Source organism: Undibacterium sp. WLX3042 (assembly GCF_049544825.1).
In the GTDB taxonomy this organism is placed as follows: Bacteria; Pseudomonadota; Gammaproteobacteria; order Burkholderiales; family Burkholderiaceae_D; genus Undibacterium.
In genome coordinates this window covers 3,432,407-3,448,626 of sequence record NZ_CP186698.1, presented here as the reverse complement: position 1 = coordinate 3,448,626, position 16,220 = coordinate 3,432,407, and the positions used below count along the sequence as shown (strand labels likewise).

The window sequence follows — 16,220 nt, the reverse complement described above, 5'->3', positions numbered from 1 at the left end:
TTAATCGGATGCATAGAAAAAAACAATGTCAATTCAATTGCACACAATTGAATTGTGCGATAACATTCTTCCATCGACTGATCTGGTCGTGATGGAAATAATATTGACGCACTCAATTCAAATAGGAAATCATATGCAAATTCTTTACACAGCAAGCGCTACTTCTACTGGTGGTCGTGATGGCCGCTCTGTCTCCAGTGACAATCAGCTCGACGTTAAACTCACCACTCCGAAAGAATTAGGCGGAGCCGGCGGTGCAGGCACCAATCCGGAACAATTGTTCGCCGCCGGTTATTCTGCGTGTTTCATTGGCGCACTAAAATTTGTCGCAGCAGCGCGTAAGACTGCATTGCCTGCAGATCTTTCAATCAAAGCGGACGTCGGTATCGGCCCAAATGGTAAGGGTGGTTTCGGCATTCAGGTCGCACTGAATATCTCTTTACCGGGACTGGATCGTCAGCTTGCAGAAGAACTGGTCAACAAAGCGCACGAAGTCTGCCCATATTCGAACGCGACTCGCGACAACATTGACGTTGCTCTGAACATACTGTAATTCCATCCGCTATTGTCGGGAAATTTTTCCTGACTATCAAAGATAGAACCACAAACAAGTTACCTGCACCATTCTTTTTTCTCAACAGATAGGCGCAGGTATTTTTTCAGTTTTCAATGTAAAGCTTACTTGACATTATTTATATCGACGCTAATATGTAAAGCATACTTTACTTGCTGATGGATCAAGCCAATATTCGTCAAAAATAAGGTAACAAAGCCTGGATTTGAAAGGCCATTTTTCTGACCATGCGTGTTAAGTAAACTTTACATGGAGAACATAATGCGTGAGAAACAAGCGAATCAAATATATTTCAAAGAGTTGCTGGGAGCTCTTCTGCTTTATTTTATCGTCATATTCCTCAGCAATTTCCTCGCCGACAGGATGGTACCTGCGCCGTTCCGCACGCTGATTATCCTAATGCCAGTCTTTCCAGCCATCATGATGATCTGGGCAATCATCCGGCATTTCCAGCGTATGGATGAATATATCAAACGTCGCCAGCTGGAAAATGTCGGCATATCCGCAGCGATGACCGCCGTCTTTGCACTCTCTTACGGCTTTATGGAAGCCGCCGGATTTCCGAAATTAAGCATGTTTGTTGTGTGGGGATTACTGATGGCGGGCTGGGGGATGACCGACGCTGTACGTTGCTGGAAAGAGAAATCGGCATGAAAAATTCTCTCAGAGAATTGCGTGCTCAACGGGAATGGAGCCAGGCGCAACTCGCCGATCTGCTTGAGGTTTCCAGGCAAACCATCAACGCCATAGAAACCGGCAAATACGACCCCAGTTTGCCGCTCGCTTTTGCTATTGCAAAATTATTCAGAATGCCAATAGAGAAGATTTTTGACGCAGAATAAGGCGAGACATGTTTGCGCAAATGAAGACAGGGTGAATGCAAATTTTTCATCTCATCTTCTTTGCTGACTGGATATGATACCTATCCGATTCTTACAAGAAGATCTTGATGATTCCGTTTATTAGCAAAGAAAAAGTGCGCCAGGCGTTGCAATACCCAGAGTTGTTAAGGGCTTTACGGGAAGCCTTTCAGCAAGAGATCGTTACACCCAGACGACATGCTCATCAACTGTCGGAGCAGGTCAATTCGAGTTTACTTCTGATGCCGGCATGGAATCCATCAGGCCATACCGGCGTGAAATTAGTCACGGTTGCACCACAAAATAAAGACATGCCGACAGTGCATGCAATTTTCATTTTGTTTGACTCCATCACAGGCATGCCTCTGACACTCATGGACGGCGAAGAGATCACGCAAAAACGAACTGCTGCAGCATCAGCACTTGCCTCCGGTTTTTTATCCAGAAAGGACAGTAGCCATTTGCTTCTGATTGGCAACGGCAGTCTCGCACCACATATGGCACTCGCTCATTGCCATACCAGACCAATCAATAAAATCAGCATCTGGGGGCGGTCGGCAGAAAAGTCAGAACACTGCCTTCAGACCTTATTATCCTTTCCGGATTTGCCTGAGCACATCAACATTGAAGTCAGCAGCGACCTCGCAAAATCCTGCAAGTCGGCAGACATCATCACATGCGCAACAACGAGCAGAGAGGCCATTGTCAAAGGTGAATGGATACAAGCAGGTACACATCTTGACCTGGTCGGAGGTTTCAAACCGGATATGCGCGAAGTTGATGATGAACTGATGGCGAAGGCTGTCGTCTTCGTAGATACGTTCGCGGGCGCACTCGCAGAGGCTGGTGATATTTTGCAGACGCTACAAAATGGTCACTTAAAAAAAGAAGCGATTGTTGCCGAACTTGCCGACCTGTGCTCAGGAAAACATACAGGCCGCCAATCAGACGAGGAAATAACCGTATTCAAGTCCGTCGGAACAGCACTGGAAGATTTATGCGCTGCAAACCTTGTCTGGCATTTCCATTCACGGGAACGAACGCCAAAAATCTGAGACTGATTTTATCTGCACTAAAAAGACAGACTGAGCTCATACAGACATGAACTCAGTCGCCATCAAACAGTCGTCAGACTTTCGGGATACCACCCAGTAATGCAGCCCGCTTTTGCGGTTTTGCGGCTGGATTTTCAGTAATTTTAGCCGAGCTACCTGCTTTCGGAGATGACGATATTGCTGGCTCGTACGGTTTCAGGAACCAGGGATCTACCTTCTCTCTCGGTGGCTGATAACCACCACGTACAGACTTTTCATTTCGCTCGCCCCGCTCAGGCCTATCACGTACCGGACGGCGTTCCGCCTGGTGAGCAGAGGGAACAAAACCAGCGAGAGTTAACCTTACAATTTTCTGTTTGATCAGCTTTTCGATGTCGATCAGCAGACGTTCATCCTGATCCGTGTACAAAGAAATTGCGTCACCTTTCGCACCGGCCCGACCTGTACGACCAATGCGATGAACGTAATCTTCTGCGTTATAAGGCAGATCGTAGTTGATCACGCAAGGCATTTCGGATATGTCCAGACCACGCGCAGCGACGTCCGTCGCCACCAGGACTTCAACTTCACCACGCTTAAAATCCTCCAGGGCGACCATACGTTCATTCTGTGACTTATCACCATGAATCGCGGACGCTTTCACACCCTGCTTGACTAAATGCACAGCAAGACGTGATGCACCGATTTTCGTGTTGCTGAAAACAATCACTTGTTTCAATCCACGCTCGCGGATAATGAAGGAAACTGCATCACGTTTCTCATCTTCGGTAACCTTGTAAAGAATCTGCGTAACGTTATCGGATGTTGCATTACTGCGGGCAACTTCTATCGTTTGCGGATCATTTAAAAAGCTGGCCGCGAGCTTTTTGATTTCAGGAGAAAAAGTCGCCGAAAACATCAGGTTCTGACGCTGCTTAGGCAGCAGATTGATGATGCGTTGCAGATCAGGCAAAAATCCCATATCCAGCATACGATCCGCCTCATCCATTACCAGAATCTGCGTCTGCGACAAGTTAATGGTCTTTTGCTGAACGTGATCAAGCAAACGCCCCGGTGTTGCAATCACAATCTCCACACCTGAACGTAACGCGGCAACTTGTGGCGCCATATCCATACCACCAAAGACGACTGTAGAACGTAAAGGTGTGAAACGAGAGTATGCCTTGACGTTTTCTGCGACCTGATCCGCGAGTTCCCGCGTTGGAGTCAGAATCAAAGCGCGCACCGGGTGACGCGCCGGCGAAGCGCTGGTATTCGCATGCGCGAGTAAACGCTGAATAATCGGCAAGGAAAATCCTGCTGTTTTACCGGTGCCCGTTTGTGCGGCGCCCATCACATCCCTGCCTTGCAATACAACAGGAATTGCTTCCGCTTGTATTGGCGTAGGGTGGACGTAACCCTGCTCAGTCAAAGCACGCAGAATATCAGGAGATAAGCCGAAATCTTCAAACTTCACTTTGTGTTCAGTCTGGTCGGAAGGGGAATTGGGGATGGACTTAATATCAGTCATGGTAAATGGTGGGCCTCCCGTGAGTCGAACACGGTACCAACGGATTATGAGTCCGCTGCTCTAACCAACATGAGCTAGAGGCCCAATTCTTTCTGCAAGCTCTGCCTGCTGTAATCTGAGGTAAATCCAAGTTTGAAATTCACTTCAGGATTTGCAGGAAAAGCCCGATGCTGCTGCCTGCAAAACATTGCGCTGAAAACTCAGCTCAATATATTAACGGGCGCTGAAAAAAAACAGCGCCAATTATATAACATTAATTACCTTCAAGGAAGCTCTTCAGCTTATCCGAACGTGATGGATGACGCAATTTACGCAATGCTTTTGCTTCTATCTGACGAATCCGTTCACGTGTTACGTCAAACTGCTTACCAACTTCTTCCAAAGTATGGTCAGTTGACATTTCAACGCCAAAACGCATACGTAGTACTTTCGCCTCACGCGGCGTCAAAGAGTCCAGCACATCCTTAACAACATTGCGCATGGAAGCATGCAACGCTGCATCTGCCGGAGCCAGCGTGTGATTATCCTCAATAAAATCGCCAAGATGAGAATCATCGTCGTCACCAATCGGCGTTTCCATCGAAATCGGCTCTTTCGCGATTTTCATGATCTTACGGATTTTATCTTCCGGCATTTCCATCTTGATCGCCAGAGTTGCCGGATCCGGCTCAGCGCCTGTCTCTTGCAAAATCTGACGCGAGATACGATTCATTTTATTAATCGTCTCTATCATATGCACAGGAATCCGAATCGTACGCGCCTGATCAGCAATCGAGCGGGTAATCGCCTGACGTATCCACCATGTCGCATACGTCGAAAACTTATAACCGCGGCGATATTCAAACTTATCGACAGCTTTCATCAGACCGATATTTCCTTCCTGGATCAGATCCAGGAATTGTAAGCCTCGGTTAGTGTATTTCTTCGCTATAGAAATCACCAGACGCAAGTTTGCTTCCGTCATTTCCCGCTTGGCTTTACGCGCTTTCATCTCGCCAGCTGACATTTTTTTATTAATGCCACGCAGATCTGGTAAGGGCAATACGACTCGCGCCTGTAAATCAATCAGTTTCTGCTGTAATTGCTGAACTGCAGGAACGTTACGCCCGAGAATCGCACTGTATGAATGCCCGGCTTTAACTTCGTCCTCAACCCAGCTCAGATTGGTTTCGTTTCCAGGGAAAACTTTAATGAAATGCGAACGGGGCATACCGCAACGATTCACCGCCACATCCAGAATTTGCTTTTCAATATGACGGACTTCATCAACCTGACCACGCAGAGTATCGCAAAGCTTCTCAACTACTTTGGCAGTGAAACGAATGCCAAGCAACTCATTTGAAATTGCTTCCTGAGCTTTGACGTAAGTCTTAGAGTTATAACCTTCTTTCTCATAAGACTTGCGCATTTTTTCAAAATTCGAAGCAATGACCTCAAACTTGGCGAGTGCCTCACGCTTCATTTGTTCCAGTTGTTCTGAAGAAATCGCGGCAGCAGCGGCAGCACCGCCTTCCTCATCCTCTTCTTCTTCCTCTTCTTCCTCGTCCTCATCCTCATCAGAGTCTTCCGCAGCAGCGGCGACCACAGCAGGTGCAGGAGGAGTATCTTCGGTCGCATTCGGATCAACGAGACCGTCGACGATTTCATCAATTTTTATTTCGTCTGCAGCGATTCTGTCCGCCGTCGCCAAAATTTCTGCGATTGTGGTCGGACAAGCCGAAATCGCCTGAATCATGTCCTTCAGACCTTCTTCAATCTTCTTCGCGATAACGATCTCACCCTCGCGCGTCAGCAGTTCAACCGAACCCATTTCGCGCATGTACATACGCACAGGATCGGTGGTGCGCCCGAAATCAGAATCCACGGTTGACAAGGCAGCCTCCGCTGCCGCCTCAACCTCATCATCATCCGTAGTGACAGTCACGACGTTATCAGATAACAACAATGTCTCGGCATCAGGCGCGCGTTCATAGACAGCAACACCCATGTCGTTAAAGGTACTGATGATGCCTTCGATCGCCTCAGGATCAACAACGTTTTCCGGCAGGTGATCATTGATTTCGGCAAACGTCAGGTAACCACGATCCTTACCGAGCTTAATCAGTGTCTTCAGCTTCTGCCGGCGGCGTTCGAGTTCTTCCTCTGTCGCCTCAGGATCGGATGAAAATGCATCTTTCAACAAAGCCTTTTCTTTTGCTTTGCGATCTTTTGCCTTTGCCTTGTCAATTGCCTTCATTTCTGCGCGTTCAACCGCATTCAATGCTGCAATTTCCTCATTTTCCGGCTGATATTCTTTAGGCTTACGGCCACGGCGTCCGGGAACTTTCACTCCGGGCAAAACATATCCAGACGTATCAATAGCAGCGAGCACGGCAGCGTCTGTGGTCTGACTAACGGTAGGTGCAGATCCGGTCTTAATTTCCTGCACTTCAGGAGCGGCAGCTTTCGCTGATTTGTTGGTCGGTTTGGTCACTATCTTTGAATCGGTTTTGTTAGTTGTCACGGGCGCTTTCGGTGTTGCGGATGATACTGATTTTGCTCGGGACGATTCCGTTGTCACTCGCTTTTGCTTAACTTCAGTCTGCTGAACTGCAGCCTCTGCCTGCTTTTCAGCATTTTTTTTGGTTTTGGGGGCTGCCTTGACTGCAACCTGCTTCACAGCCGCTTTTTTAGGTGGGACGCTGGCTGATTTCTTGATATCGGTTTTCACAGCAGGCTTTTTGGCAGCGGACACTTTTGTCACAGACGCTGCTGCTTTAGTTACTTTGGCTGCTTTGATATCTTTTACCCCTGTTTTTTTAACGGTTGCAGCAACAGCTGTTACCGCCTTCGCTTTTGCGGCTGCCTTTACTGGTGCGGCTGCTTTTGCGGCCTTGACGGCGACAGGTTTGCTCGCGGCTTTAGGCGGTGCTTTCGGGCTGGTATTTTTTGCTTTAGCTACGCTTGTCTTACTCACCGTTTTTACTGCGGTGCTGACGCTTGCATTTTTAGATGCCTTTGCCGTAGTTTTTTTAACCGTTGTAGGCATCAGGGTTTTCGAGGGTTTCTTCATTGCGCTAGCCATTGAATCAAACCATCCGGAACTGAGGAAGTCGCCTGCTGACAATTTCGCAAAAAGACACAGCCGTATGCCGGGTCAAATGATCCGCCCACGGTGCAAACCATTTTTGCTTCAGACTTCCCGAGTCTCAGCGCCAGTGTTTTGGGTTACTCGGAGGAGCGTTATGCTCACCTAAACAACACATTTTGCGAAAATAAAACGATTTTACGCAAAATGAAACAACCTAAGACCTTGAATCGTAAGCCTTAAATTATACCACGCGAACGTCGCTTTCTCTAGTCCAAAGCCTGAGTAACGACAACTAAATTGATAAAAAAATAGGCAAACCACTCATTGTCACAGACATACCAGAATCAAATTCTGATGAAAAACTTGCAAAATAATTGCCTAAAAGGGTAGTAATACTTCACTACCTGTTACCCGCTTCAGTGGCAGCCTCTTTCCGCAACTCTTCCTGCAAATGCATAATTTCACGCCAGCGCGCCTTTTCAACCTCGGTACTTAAGCCGGATGACACAAGCCTTTCCGCCTCATACCTGAGTGCCTGGGAGCGGATCTGCCGGATCGCGCCGAGCAATTCCAGCCTGACCAACTCCGCATCTGCATCAGTCTGCCCCGCCACTTCAGCAATCAAGCCGTCAAAATCCGAACTGACAGCGCGCAATCGCTCGGCAAGAGCCGCAAATTGCGCATTCTCGCCCATTTCTTTGGCGATGCCGACCAGCTGCATCAGCATTTCCGCACCATCCGGGGCCAATAATGCTGCCTCTGCAAGAGCAACATCATCCAGCATCTGCGCCAACCCCGGATAGGCAACAAGTATCCGCATAATCTGACGCTCCAGCCCAACTGGAGCGCTGCGCTTCGCTCGCGGCGGAGCCAGCTTCTGACGAGCAACCGGTTGCGCAAGCTCAAATAAAGCCTCAATCTCAGCCGGCGTTGTCTGTGTTACTTGCGCCAGACTTCTGACAATTTGCAAACGCAATCCGGAAGGCTGCATGGTCTGCAACAATGGCTTCGCGTCAAACAGTGTTTTCGCACGACCTTCCGCGGAATTAAGATCATTGTCAGCAATCATTTCCCGCATAAAAAACTGGGACAGCGGCATCGCATCATGCACTTGCTGCTCGAACGCATCCGCACCAAATTCGCGAATAAAGCTGTCAGGATCATGCTCAGCCGGCAAAAACAGAAACTTAATAAATTTATCGTCATTCGCATGCGGCAAGCACGCGTCCAGTGCACGCCGCGCGGCACGCCGCCCTGCACTATCGCCATCGAAGCTGAATACAACGTGATCTGTCTGGCGCAATAATTTTTGCACATGCGTTGGCGTACAAGCGGTTCCCAGTGTCGCAACCGCCTGCGGAAAACCCATTTGCGCCAGCGCAACGACATCCATATAACCTTCGGTCACCAGGACATAACCGGCATCACGAATGGCCTGACGCGCTTCAAATAAACCGTAGAGCTCGTAGCCCTTCTGAAACAGCGGCGTCTCAGGGGAGTTCAGGTATTTAGGCTCACCTTGCTCCATAATACGACCGCCAAATCCTATGACCTGTCCTTTTGTATTCCGTATAGGAAACATCACACGATCACGGAAACGGTCGTAGCGCTTGCGCCCGCCGCCTTCTTCGTCGCTTTTATCGATGACCAACCCGGCCTCAACCAGCTCCGGTGCCTGATAGTCAGCAAAAACAGAACGCAGACCATCCCATGCATCAGGTGCAAAACCCAGGGCGAAACGAGCAGCAATCTCACCGGTCAGCCCACGTTTTTTAAGATACGCAATCGCAGTTGGCGCAGAGCGTAACTGCTGCTTGTAAAATTCACTGGCCTTCGACATCACTTCTGACAATGCCAGACTTTTCGCCTGCACCTCCGCCCTTTGTGCCGGCAGCATGTGATCTTCTTCGGGAACGACCATGCCATTGCTTTGCGCTAAATCACGGATCGCATCAACAAAACTCAGGCCTGAATACTCCATCAAAAAACCGATGGAAGTGCCATGCGCGCCGCAGCCAAAGCAGTGGTAAAACTGTTTGGTCGGACTGACCGTAAAACTCGGAGATTTCTCATTATGAAAGGGGCACAAACCCATGTAGTTTGCGCCACCTTTTTTCAGCTGGACGTATTTACCCACCACGTCAACAATATCAACGCGGGCAAGTAAATCCTGAATAAAACTCTGTGGAATCAAGTCTGCTTAGGGGCTTATGAACCGCCGCAATTGACAAATACAATACAAAATTAACGACTCAAAGCTGCTTTTACCAAGCCAGATACTTTTCCCATATCCGCACGGCCGGCAAGCTTTGCTTTCAGCACATCAATCACTTTACGCATATCCTGCGGACCTGCTGCACCAGTCTCGGCAACTGCAGCGGCGACTGCAGCCTGAACTTCCTCATCCGATAAAGCTGCTGGCATATAGGTTGACAACACTGCCAATTCCGCTTTTTCGATATCAGCCAAATCCTGACGACCACCGGCCTCAAATTGCTGAATCGAGTCTTTGCGCTGCTTGATCATCTTCTCAATAATGGCGAGGATCATGCCATCGTCCAGCTCAACACGCTCGTCGACTTCTTTTTGCTTCATTGCTGCTGTCAGCAAACGGATAGTTCCCAGCTTGCCAGCTTCCTTGGCGCGCATCGCGGCTTTCATATCATCGGTGATTTGCTCTTTTAAGCTCATGACTTACCCCTGAATAACTGAATCAGATCAAAATAATAAAGCCCGCTGCGGTTGACCGGAGCGGGCATGCAATACCTGAGCAATGCAATACCGAGGGTATCTGACCAAGTCAGACACACGATCGGAATTAATACATTTTCTTAGGCAATTGCTGACTACGAATACGTTTGTAGTGACGCTTGACTGCTGCTGCCAGCTTACGCTTACGCTCTGCAGTTGGCTTCTCGTAGAACTCGCGAGCGCGCAATTCGGTCAACAGACCGGTCTTTTCGATAGTGCGCTTGAAGCGGCGCATGGCGACTTCGAACGGCTCGTTTTCTTTAAGGCGAATTGTGGTCATGTAAGTTCAAACCAATGAAAGATTTATAGAAGAACGAGATATTAGCAGGATTTTGCGAGTATGGGAAGGACGATGATTAAATCTTACGCAAAAAACTTACTCACCCCTAGCAAAAAACAACAGGAAGTCAACTCCCCAAACCGGATATTTTAAGAAAAGTGGGGGAGTATCCGACAAAAACGACCGAATGTCAGCGTCATAACTAGGGTTTTAAATATACTCCCCCCAGTATTTTTCAGGCTCCCGGGCCACGCGGACGCCCTTCGTTTCGTCTGCATCATGATGAGGATGACAACGATCAGACAGCCGTTCCGGCTGCATTGCCCGACGCCCACGCCCATTGAAAGTTATAGCCGCCCAGCCAGCCAGTGACATCGACCGCCTCGCCGATAAAGTACAGCCCCAGCACTTTGTTTGCCATCATGCTCTGCTGCGACAGCTCCCGCGTATCAACACCGCCACGAGTGACTTCGGCCTTGCGATAACCTTCAGAACCGTCAGGAGTCAGCTCCCAACGATTGATTTTTTCAGCCAGCAAACGCAGACGCTTATCCTGCATATCCGCGATTTTCAGATTGCCGTCGAATGCATGAGCGGTGAGCAAGCCATCAATCAGTCGTCCCGGTAAATATTGCGATAAATAATTGGCGAGGTTCTTTTTTGTCGTCGTTTTCGCCGCGACCAGGTCTTCTGCCAGATCGACTTCGGGTAACAGATTAATCCGGATCGGCGTACCTGTCTGCCAATAACTCGATATCTGCAAGACAGCCGGGCCTGACAAACCACGATGCGTGAACAGTAAATCTTCCCGGAACAGCGCTCTATTCTTCTTGGTGCCGGTTTCAATATCGACTTCAAGAGAAATCCCAGACAGCGGCACAAACGGCTCCCATGCAGTGGCATCGAACGTCAATGGCACCAAAGCCGGTCTAGTCTCTATGATTTTCAAGCCAAACTGACGGGCAATTTTGTGTGAAAAATCAGTGGCGCCGATTTTGGGTATCGACAGCCCGCCCGTAGCAACGACCACCTGATCCGCCATGATGCCGCCTTGCGCGGTCTGCACCACAAAACCTGCATCCGTTTTTTGCACATCGCTGACAGCACAAGACATGCGCCACTGCACCTTACCCAGATCACATTCTGCTTTCAGCATGCGGATGATGTCTTCGGCACTGTCATCGCAAAACAGCTGTCCCTTGTGCTTTTCATGCCAGGCGATGTTGTGGCGCTTCATCAGAGATAAAAAATCCTGCGGCGTGTAACGCGACAGAGCGCTTTTACAGAAATGCGGATTTTCTGATAAATAATTGGCGGGACCTGCATGCAGGTTCGTAAAATTACAGCGCCCGCCACCGGAGATACGAATTTTCTCTGCGAGCCGGCTGGCATGGTCAATTAATACGACACGTTTGCCGCGCTGCCCTGCGACTGCAGCGCACATCATGCCAGCCGCGCCGGCACCGATTACAGCAACATCAACTTGTTTATTCATGGCAGCCTCAAAAAATTCAGGCGTGATTGTAACGGAATCGTTGTCCATGACCGACTAAACAAATTTGCTGCACACCGGTACCGATGTCATGCTGCTCAGGATAAGGCACATATCAACAACATGGAACTTTGCGCTGCTTCAATAAACTGTGTGCTGCTTTTGGGTGCAGGCGGCTGATCTGCACCAGCAACGTCGCGATGCACAACATCTCTTTCCTGTTGGAATCATATTTCTGTTTCGTCGGACAAACTGTTTGAAATTCACCACAAGATTTTGCGTATATCTCAACTTATTTTTGTCATAAAAGACTTAATACTTGACTTGATTTACATCAAAAGAGATAACTGATCACAGCCTCAAGCAAACGTTTGCGCAGCGACGATAAGACAAACAAGATCATCATCGCCAAGCACACTTCTGGCTCACTTATGCACTCAATCTGATCACCGATCAACCACTACGGGGACTCTCTTCATGCCAACCTTTACTTCGAAATCTGCTCGACAAGTACAAGTCCGCAGCCTGATTGCACTGGCAATCGCGTCTGCATTTCCCATGCAGACAGCATGGGCACAGGAAGCTAAAAAAGACGATACAACCAAACTGGAAACAGTCATCGTCACCGCAAACCGCCGCGCCGAAAACATCAAGGAAGTCCCGATGGCGATTTCCGCGATTAAAGGCGAGGCGCTTGATACTTACAATGCCAGCGGTCAGGATATCCGTTTCCTTGCAGCGCGCGTTCCCAGTCTGAATATTGAATCCGATTTTGGCCGGTCTTTCCCACGTTTTTATATCCGTGGTCTGGGCAATACTGATTTCGATCTGAATGCATCGCAACCTGTCGGACTGATTTTTGATGATGTTGTGCAGGAAAGCCCTATTCTCAAAGGCTTCCCGGTCTTTGATGTCGATCAGGTCGAGATGTTACGCGGCCCGCAAGGCACGCTGTTTGGACGCAACTCACCGGCTGGCGTGCTGAAATTTGACTCGGCAAAACCAACCAACCGCTTTGAAGGATACGGCAGCCTCGGTTACGGCAATTACAATGCCGTCAATCTGGAAGGTGCCATTAATGTGCCACTGAGCAAAGAATGGGCGATGCGTTTTTCCGGTCAGGCGCAAAGCCGCGATGACCGCGTGACCAATCCACGTTCTACTGGTGAAAAAAATCTGGAAGGTTACCGCGACAATGCTGCGCGCCTGCAGTTCTCTTACAAAACATCTGACTTCAGCGCTCTGATGAATTTCCATGGTCGCGACATGTCTGGTAACGCGACCTTATTCCGCGCCAATATCATCCAGAAAGGCACGAATAATCTTGTACCTGGCTTCGATTACGGCACCTACCCTACCGATGGTCTGAATACGCAAACACTGACCTCTTCCGGTGCCAGCCTGCGTCTGCGCTGGGATTTACCGGGAATGAGCGTTCACTCCATCACGGCGTACGATAAAGCAAAATTTTATAGCCGTGCTGACGTTGACGGCGGTTACAGCGCCGGAGCGACTTCCGGCCCGGGATTTATTCCGTTCGCATCAGAAACTGCCGATGGCCTGCCGAATCTGAAGCAGGTCACCCAGGAAGTGCGCGTTGAGTCCAATACCAAAGATCCGCTGCAATGGATCACAGGTCTGTATTACTTCAGTGAAGACCTGCAGGTCGACAGCTTTAACTTTGATTCCATGAGCGCAGGCAATCCACAAAATGGCTATGCCGTGCAGCATCAGAATGCTAAATCATGGGCTGCATTCGGCACACTGAATTACGCAGTTAACGACAAACTGAAGCTGCGTGGCGGTGTACGCTACACCAGCGATAAAAAAGATTTTGACGCACAGAGAACGCAGACACCATTTGGCGGGAAAAATACCGACTTCTTGCAAGCGCATCCTTCCTCCACGAACGTCAGCTGGGATCTGGGTGCCAATTACACCCTGGATAAAGAAACATCCCTGTTTGCGCGTGCAGCAACCGGTTATCGCGCCCCTAGTGTTCAAGGCAGGGTTCTTTTCGGCGACTCGATTTCCGTTGCTCAGTCAGAAAAAACGCTGTCGTTTGAAGCGGGTATCAAAAAAGATATTCTGGATAACACAGCTCGCGTAAGTGCCACAGTATTTCATTACACCGCGAAGGATTTGCAGCTCACCGCAGGTAGCGGCAGTGTGAATCAGAACAAACTGGTTAACGCAGATAAAGCCGTTGGTCAGGGTTTTGAGCTGGACTTACAAGCAAACTTGAACCGCAACTGGAAAACGACAGTTGGCGTGAGTTATAACGATACTGAGATCAAGGATGACAAACTGTTCGTTGCCCCATGCGGTAACGGTTGCACAGTAACTAATCCGAAAGGCCCTGTCGCAGGAACCGTTTTAATCGGCGGCAACCCGTTGCCACGCGCACCTAAATGGGTAGGTAATTTCTCGTTGAAATATTCGACACAAATCGGTGCCGGTACTTTGTACGCTAATACAGACTGGGCTTACAAAGACAGCTACAACATGTTCCTGTACGAAGCAAAAGAGTACAAAGCAAAGTCGATGTTGGAAGGTGGTCTGCGCGTAGGTTACGTCTGGGCCGATGGCAAATATGAGCTCGCTGCATATGGCCGTAACATCACCAATAAGCAACAGGTCATCGCCGCCATCGACTTCAACAATCTGACAGGTATCGTGAACGAACCACGCAGCTATGGCGTGCAGTTCAAAGCAAACTTCTGATACACCGTCGTACATAAAAAACGCCGGATTCATCGTCCGGCGTTTTTTTTATCCGTATCACCGACAGACTATTCTGCCGTCTGCGGCAATCATGTTGTCGACAGTTATCCAGGCAAGCGCTGGTGGATCAGGCGAGAGACCAACACACAATGCTCGACCTGTGCTGCAATATTCACCGGAACAGGAATCTCATCATTGAGCACACGCTGTATCCATATTGCGGTAGTCGTGGTATCCAATTGTTCCGGAATGTTCTCAATCTCGCCGACAATCACAGACTGAGTATGAGCCAAGGTCGTCGTCTCACCTTCGTGTATCCAGTCTATCTGCTGCGCACGACCGGTACTGGCTACCGTCTCTCCTTCGGTACCGCGCATTAAAAACGCGTCGCCCGCATGATGTGGCGCGCGCTGACTAAAGTAATGCTGCAACATTTGCTGATATTCCGGATGGGTGTACGAAGTCAGACGCAAAGCCGGTGTTGTGAATGGTTGCAGTAGCTTCACCAAAGTATGAGTGGAATTACGGACACCGAGTATTTTTCTCAAAGCCAGTAAACGTGCAAGGGCCGGAGATAGCAATTCTATGGAAATAAATGCTGGTCGCGATAAAGCTATTTCACGGCTGATGTCGGCGGCATTACTGCAAACTGGAAAATGCAGAGCAGAAAAAATTTCGGCAGTCGTCACGCGACCAGGGTCATGACTAACGCCATGCACCAGCACAGGTATGCCACGACGGGCCAACAAGATTGCCAGTAACGGTGTCAGATTCGGTTTTTTGCGTGCGCCGTTGTAACTCGGTATCAGCACCGGAACGAAGCTGTTGCTGGCAGGCGCCTCCAGCTCCAGCATAAACGGACGGGCTGCACGTAAAAAGCCGGCGATCTCATCGATCGACTCGCCCTTAATCCGCATCGCCAGCAAAATCGCTCCCAGCTCAAGGTCGCTGACACGACCGTCCAGCATCGCAGTGTATAAGGTCGCAGCATCTTCGGATGACATGCTGCGTGCACCATCTTTGCCGCGGCCAATTTCCTTGATGAATCTGGCACACGGAAACGCCACTGCGGAGGTTGTCGTCAGGTTGTCGGTCATCAGTTTATTTATCCAGAATGGCTAATATGGTTTCCCATTCATGCGGAGTCACTGGCGTGATCGATAAACGGCTACCTTTTTGCAGCACCAGCATACTCTCTAACTCAGGTACTGATCTCAACTCTGTCAGGCTTAATAAACGCGTTTTCCTCAAGGCTTTTATATCGACCATCATCCAACGGGGATTTTCTCTGCTTGCTTTCGGATCGTAATACTTACTCTCTTCGTCGAACTGAGTATGGTCAGGGTAAGCGGTACTGCTGACCTCAGCGATTCCGGCAATACCGGGCTGAGCGCAACTTGAATGATAGAACAGTACGCCGTCACCAATCCGCATAGCGTCGCGCATAAAATTCCGCGCCTGATAATTCCTAACACCAAACCACGGCACGCTCTTCATTTTCAGCACATCATCGATACTGATCTCATCAGGTTCTGACTTCATTAGCCAATAATTCATCGTCGTTTGAGTGAAAGAGAAAAGTAAATTGTCGCACATTCAGACGCGCCAAATAAAAAACGACTGTCAGAAATGACAGTCGTTTCAGAATGAGTCCCCACCGATGCCGCTATGCCGGCATCCTGAACCTAGCGGTTCAAGTTGGCCGCAGTTAGTTCAATTTCGGGTTCATCGAACTAGCGACGCTCACACCTATCGAACAATATCCCACAGCCTATGCACATAAATGGTTCAAGGAATATATGGCATTGGCGAACACGGCAGGGAACTGAAGTTTACTCCCAAATGTGACTGAAGCGAGAACTATTTTGAATAATTTTGATTAAATTAAACAATAATCCTGAAAT

14 protein-coding genes, 1 tRNA gene and 1 other RNA gene are annotated in these 16,220 nt (G+C 49.0%); 6 read left to right on the top strand and 10 right to left on the bottom strand.

Annotated features, from left to right (window positions below; all coding sequences use genetic code 11):
• Positions 1–133 precede the first annotated feature (133 nt).
• From ACPAOP_RS15590 to ACPAOP_RS15575, 4 genes are all read left to right on the top strand, one after another.
• The gene (locus ACPAOP_RS15590; RefSeq protein ID WP_423680083.1) at positions 134–553 is read left to right on the top strand and encodes an organic hydroperoxide resistance protein; all 420 of its coding nucleotides are present in this window, start codon (positions 134–136) and stop codon (positions 551–553) included.
• 282 nt (positions 554–835) lie between these two features.
• On the top strand, positions 836–1,228 hold the full coding sequence (locus tag ACPAOP_RS15585) for a hypothetical protein (protein ID WP_423680082.1): 393 nt from the start codon (positions 836–838) through the stop codon (positions 1,226–1,228).
• Positions 1,225–1,416, top strand: coding sequence for a helix-turn-helix transcriptional regulator (locus ACPAOP_RS15580; RefSeq protein WP_423680081.1), 192 nt, complete (start codon positions 1,225–1,227; stop codon positions 1,414–1,416). The genes ACPAOP_RS15585 and ACPAOP_RS15580 overlap by 4 nt, the downstream gene beginning before the upstream one ends.
• Positions 1,417–1,523: 107 nt before the next feature.
• Entirely contained in the window at positions 1,524–2,489 is a 966-nt protein-coding gene (locus ACPAOP_RS15575; RefSeq protein WP_423708611.1) for an ornithine cyclodeaminase family protein, read from the top strand.
• A gap of 73 nt (positions 2,490–2,562) precedes the next feature.
• On the opposite strand, the gene ACPAOP_RS15570 is transcribed toward ACPAOP_RS15575, so the two are convergent.
• The 3 genes from ACPAOP_RS15570 to rpoD all read right to left on the bottom strand — a co-directional run bounded on the left by ACPAOP_RS15570 (position 2,563) and on the right by rpoD (position 6,502).
• On the bottom strand, positions 2,563–3,999 hold the full coding sequence (locus tag ACPAOP_RS15570; protein ID WP_423708610.1) for a DEAD/DEAH box helicase: 1,437 nt from the start codon (positions 3,997–3,999) through the stop codon (positions 2,563–2,565).
• Positions 4,000–4,005: 6 nt separating this feature from the next.
• Positions 4,006–4,083, bottom strand: a tRNA-Ile gene (locus tag ACPAOP_RS15565).
• 169 nt (positions 4,084–4,252) lie between these two features.
• Entirely contained in the window at positions 4,253–6,502 is a 2,250-nt protein-coding gene (rpoD, locus tag ACPAOP_RS15560) for an RNA polymerase sigma factor RpoD (RefSeq protein WP_423708609.1), read from the bottom strand.
• Positions 6,503–6,638: 136 nt separating this feature from the next.
• On the opposite strand from rpoD, the gene ACPAOP_RS15555 reads away from it, so the two are divergent.
• Positions 6,639–7,235, top strand: a complete 597-nt coding sequence (locus ACPAOP_RS15555) for a hypothetical protein (RefSeq protein ID WP_423680077.1) — start codon at positions 6,639–6,641, stop codon at positions 7,233–7,235.
• 234 nt (positions 7,236–7,469) lie between these two features.
• Here the strand turns inward: ACPAOP_RS15555 and dnaG are convergent, their stop codons facing one another.
• From dnaG to ACPAOP_RS15535, 4 genes are all read right to left on the bottom strand, one after another.
• Positions 7,470–9,263 (bottom strand): DNA primase, encoded by a 1,794-nt coding sequence (dnaG, locus tag ACPAOP_RS15550; protein ID WP_423708608.1) that lies wholly within the window; start codon positions 9,261–9,263, stop codon positions 7,470–7,472.
• Positions 9,264–9,313: 50 nt separating this feature from the next.
• Entirely contained in the window at positions 9,314–9,760 is a 447-nt protein-coding gene (locus ACPAOP_RS15545) for a GatB/YqeY domain-containing protein (protein ID WP_212679297.1), read from the bottom strand.
• Positions 9,761–9,887: 127 nt separating this feature from the next.
• Positions 9,888–10,100: a 30S ribosomal protein S21 gene (gene rpsU, locus ACPAOP_RS15540; protein WP_005877634.1), complete on the bottom strand. Its 213-nt coding sequence runs from the start codon at positions 10,098–10,100 to the stop codon at positions 9,888–9,890.
• Between the two features lie 298 nt (positions 10,101–10,398).
• Positions 10,399–11,595 carry an NAD(P)/FAD-dependent oxidoreductase gene (locus ACPAOP_RS15535; RefSeq protein WP_423708607.1) on the bottom strand — a complete coding sequence of 399 codons (1,197 nt, stop codon included), beginning with the start codon at positions 11,593–11,595 and terminating at the stop codon, positions 10,399–10,401.
• Between the two features lie 474 nt (positions 11,596–12,069).
• On the opposite strand from ACPAOP_RS15535, the gene ACPAOP_RS15530 reads away from it, so the two are divergent.
• Positions 12,070–14,316 (top strand): TonB-dependent receptor, encoded by a 2,247-nt coding sequence (locus ACPAOP_RS15530; protein ID WP_423680073.1) that lies wholly within the window; start codon positions 12,070–12,072, stop codon positions 14,314–14,316.
• Between the two features lie 104 nt (positions 14,317–14,420).
• Here the strand turns inward: ACPAOP_RS15530 and ybiB are convergent, their stop codons facing one another.
• From ybiB to ssrS, 3 genes are all read right to left on the bottom strand, one after another.
• The gene (gene ybiB, locus ACPAOP_RS15525) at positions 14,421–15,413 is read right to left on the bottom strand and encodes a DNA-binding protein YbiB (RefSeq protein WP_423680072.1); all 993 of its coding nucleotides are present in this window, start codon (positions 15,411–15,413) and stop codon (positions 14,421–14,423) included.
• Positions 15,414–15,417: 4 nt separating this feature from the next.
• Complete coding sequence (locus ACPAOP_RS15520) at positions 15,418–15,873, bottom strand: EVE domain-containing protein (RefSeq protein WP_423680071.1); 456 nt, start codon at positions 15,871–15,873, stop codon at positions 15,418–15,420.
• Positions 15,874–15,963: 90 nt separating this feature from the next.
• A non-coding RNA gene (gene ssrS / locus ACPAOP_RS15515) (6S RNA) lies at positions 15,964–16,143 on the bottom strand.
• Positions 16,144–16,220: the final 77 nt, after the last annotated feature.

Excerpts from the sequence above, each read along its gene's own strand:
- ACPAOP_RS15530 (WP_423680073.1), top strand. The coding sequence starts at position 12,070 with ATGCCAACCTTTACTTCGAAATCTGCTCGACAAGTACAAGTCCGCAGC.
- ACPAOP_RS15575 (WP_423708611.1), top strand. The coding sequence starts at position 1,524 with ATGATTCCGTTTATTAGCAAAGAAAAAGTGCGCCAGGCGTTGCAATAC.
- ACPAOP_RS15520 (WP_423680071.1), bottom strand. The coding sequence starts at position 15,873 with ATGAATTATTGGCTAATGAAGTCAGAACCTGATGAGATCAGTATCGAT.
- rpsU (WP_005877634.1), bottom strand. The coding sequence starts at position 10,100 with ATGACCACAATTCGCCTTAAAGAAAACGAGCCGTTCGAAGTCGCCATG.
- ACPAOP_RS15590 (WP_423680083.1), top strand. The coding sequence starts at position 134 with ATGCAAATTCTTTACACAGCAAGCGCTACTTCTACTGGTGGTCGTGAT.
- ACPAOP_RS15545 (WP_212679297.1), bottom strand. The coding sequence starts at position 9,760 with ATGAGCTTAAAAGAGCAAATCACCGATGATATGAAAGCCGCGATGCGC.
- ACPAOP_RS15535 (WP_423708607.1), bottom strand. The coding sequence starts at position 11,595 with ATGAATAAACAAGTTGATGTTGCTGTAATCGGTGCCGGCGCGGCTGGC.
- ACPAOP_RS15580 (WP_423680081.1), top strand. The coding sequence starts at position 1,225 with ATGAAAAATTCTCTCAGAGAATTGCGTGCTCAACGGGAATGGAGCCAG.
- ybiB (WP_423680072.1), bottom strand. The coding sequence starts at position 15,413 with ATGACCGACAACCTGACGACAACCTCCGCAGTGGCGTTTCCGTGTGCC.
- ACPAOP_RS15585 (WP_423680082.1), top strand. The coding sequence starts at position 836 with ATGCGTGAGAAACAAGCGAATCAAATATATTTCAAAGAGTTGCTGGGA.
- ACPAOP_RS15570 (WP_423708610.1), bottom strand. The coding sequence starts at position 3,999 with ATGACTGATATTAAGTCCATCCCCAATTCCCCTTCCGACCAGACTGAA.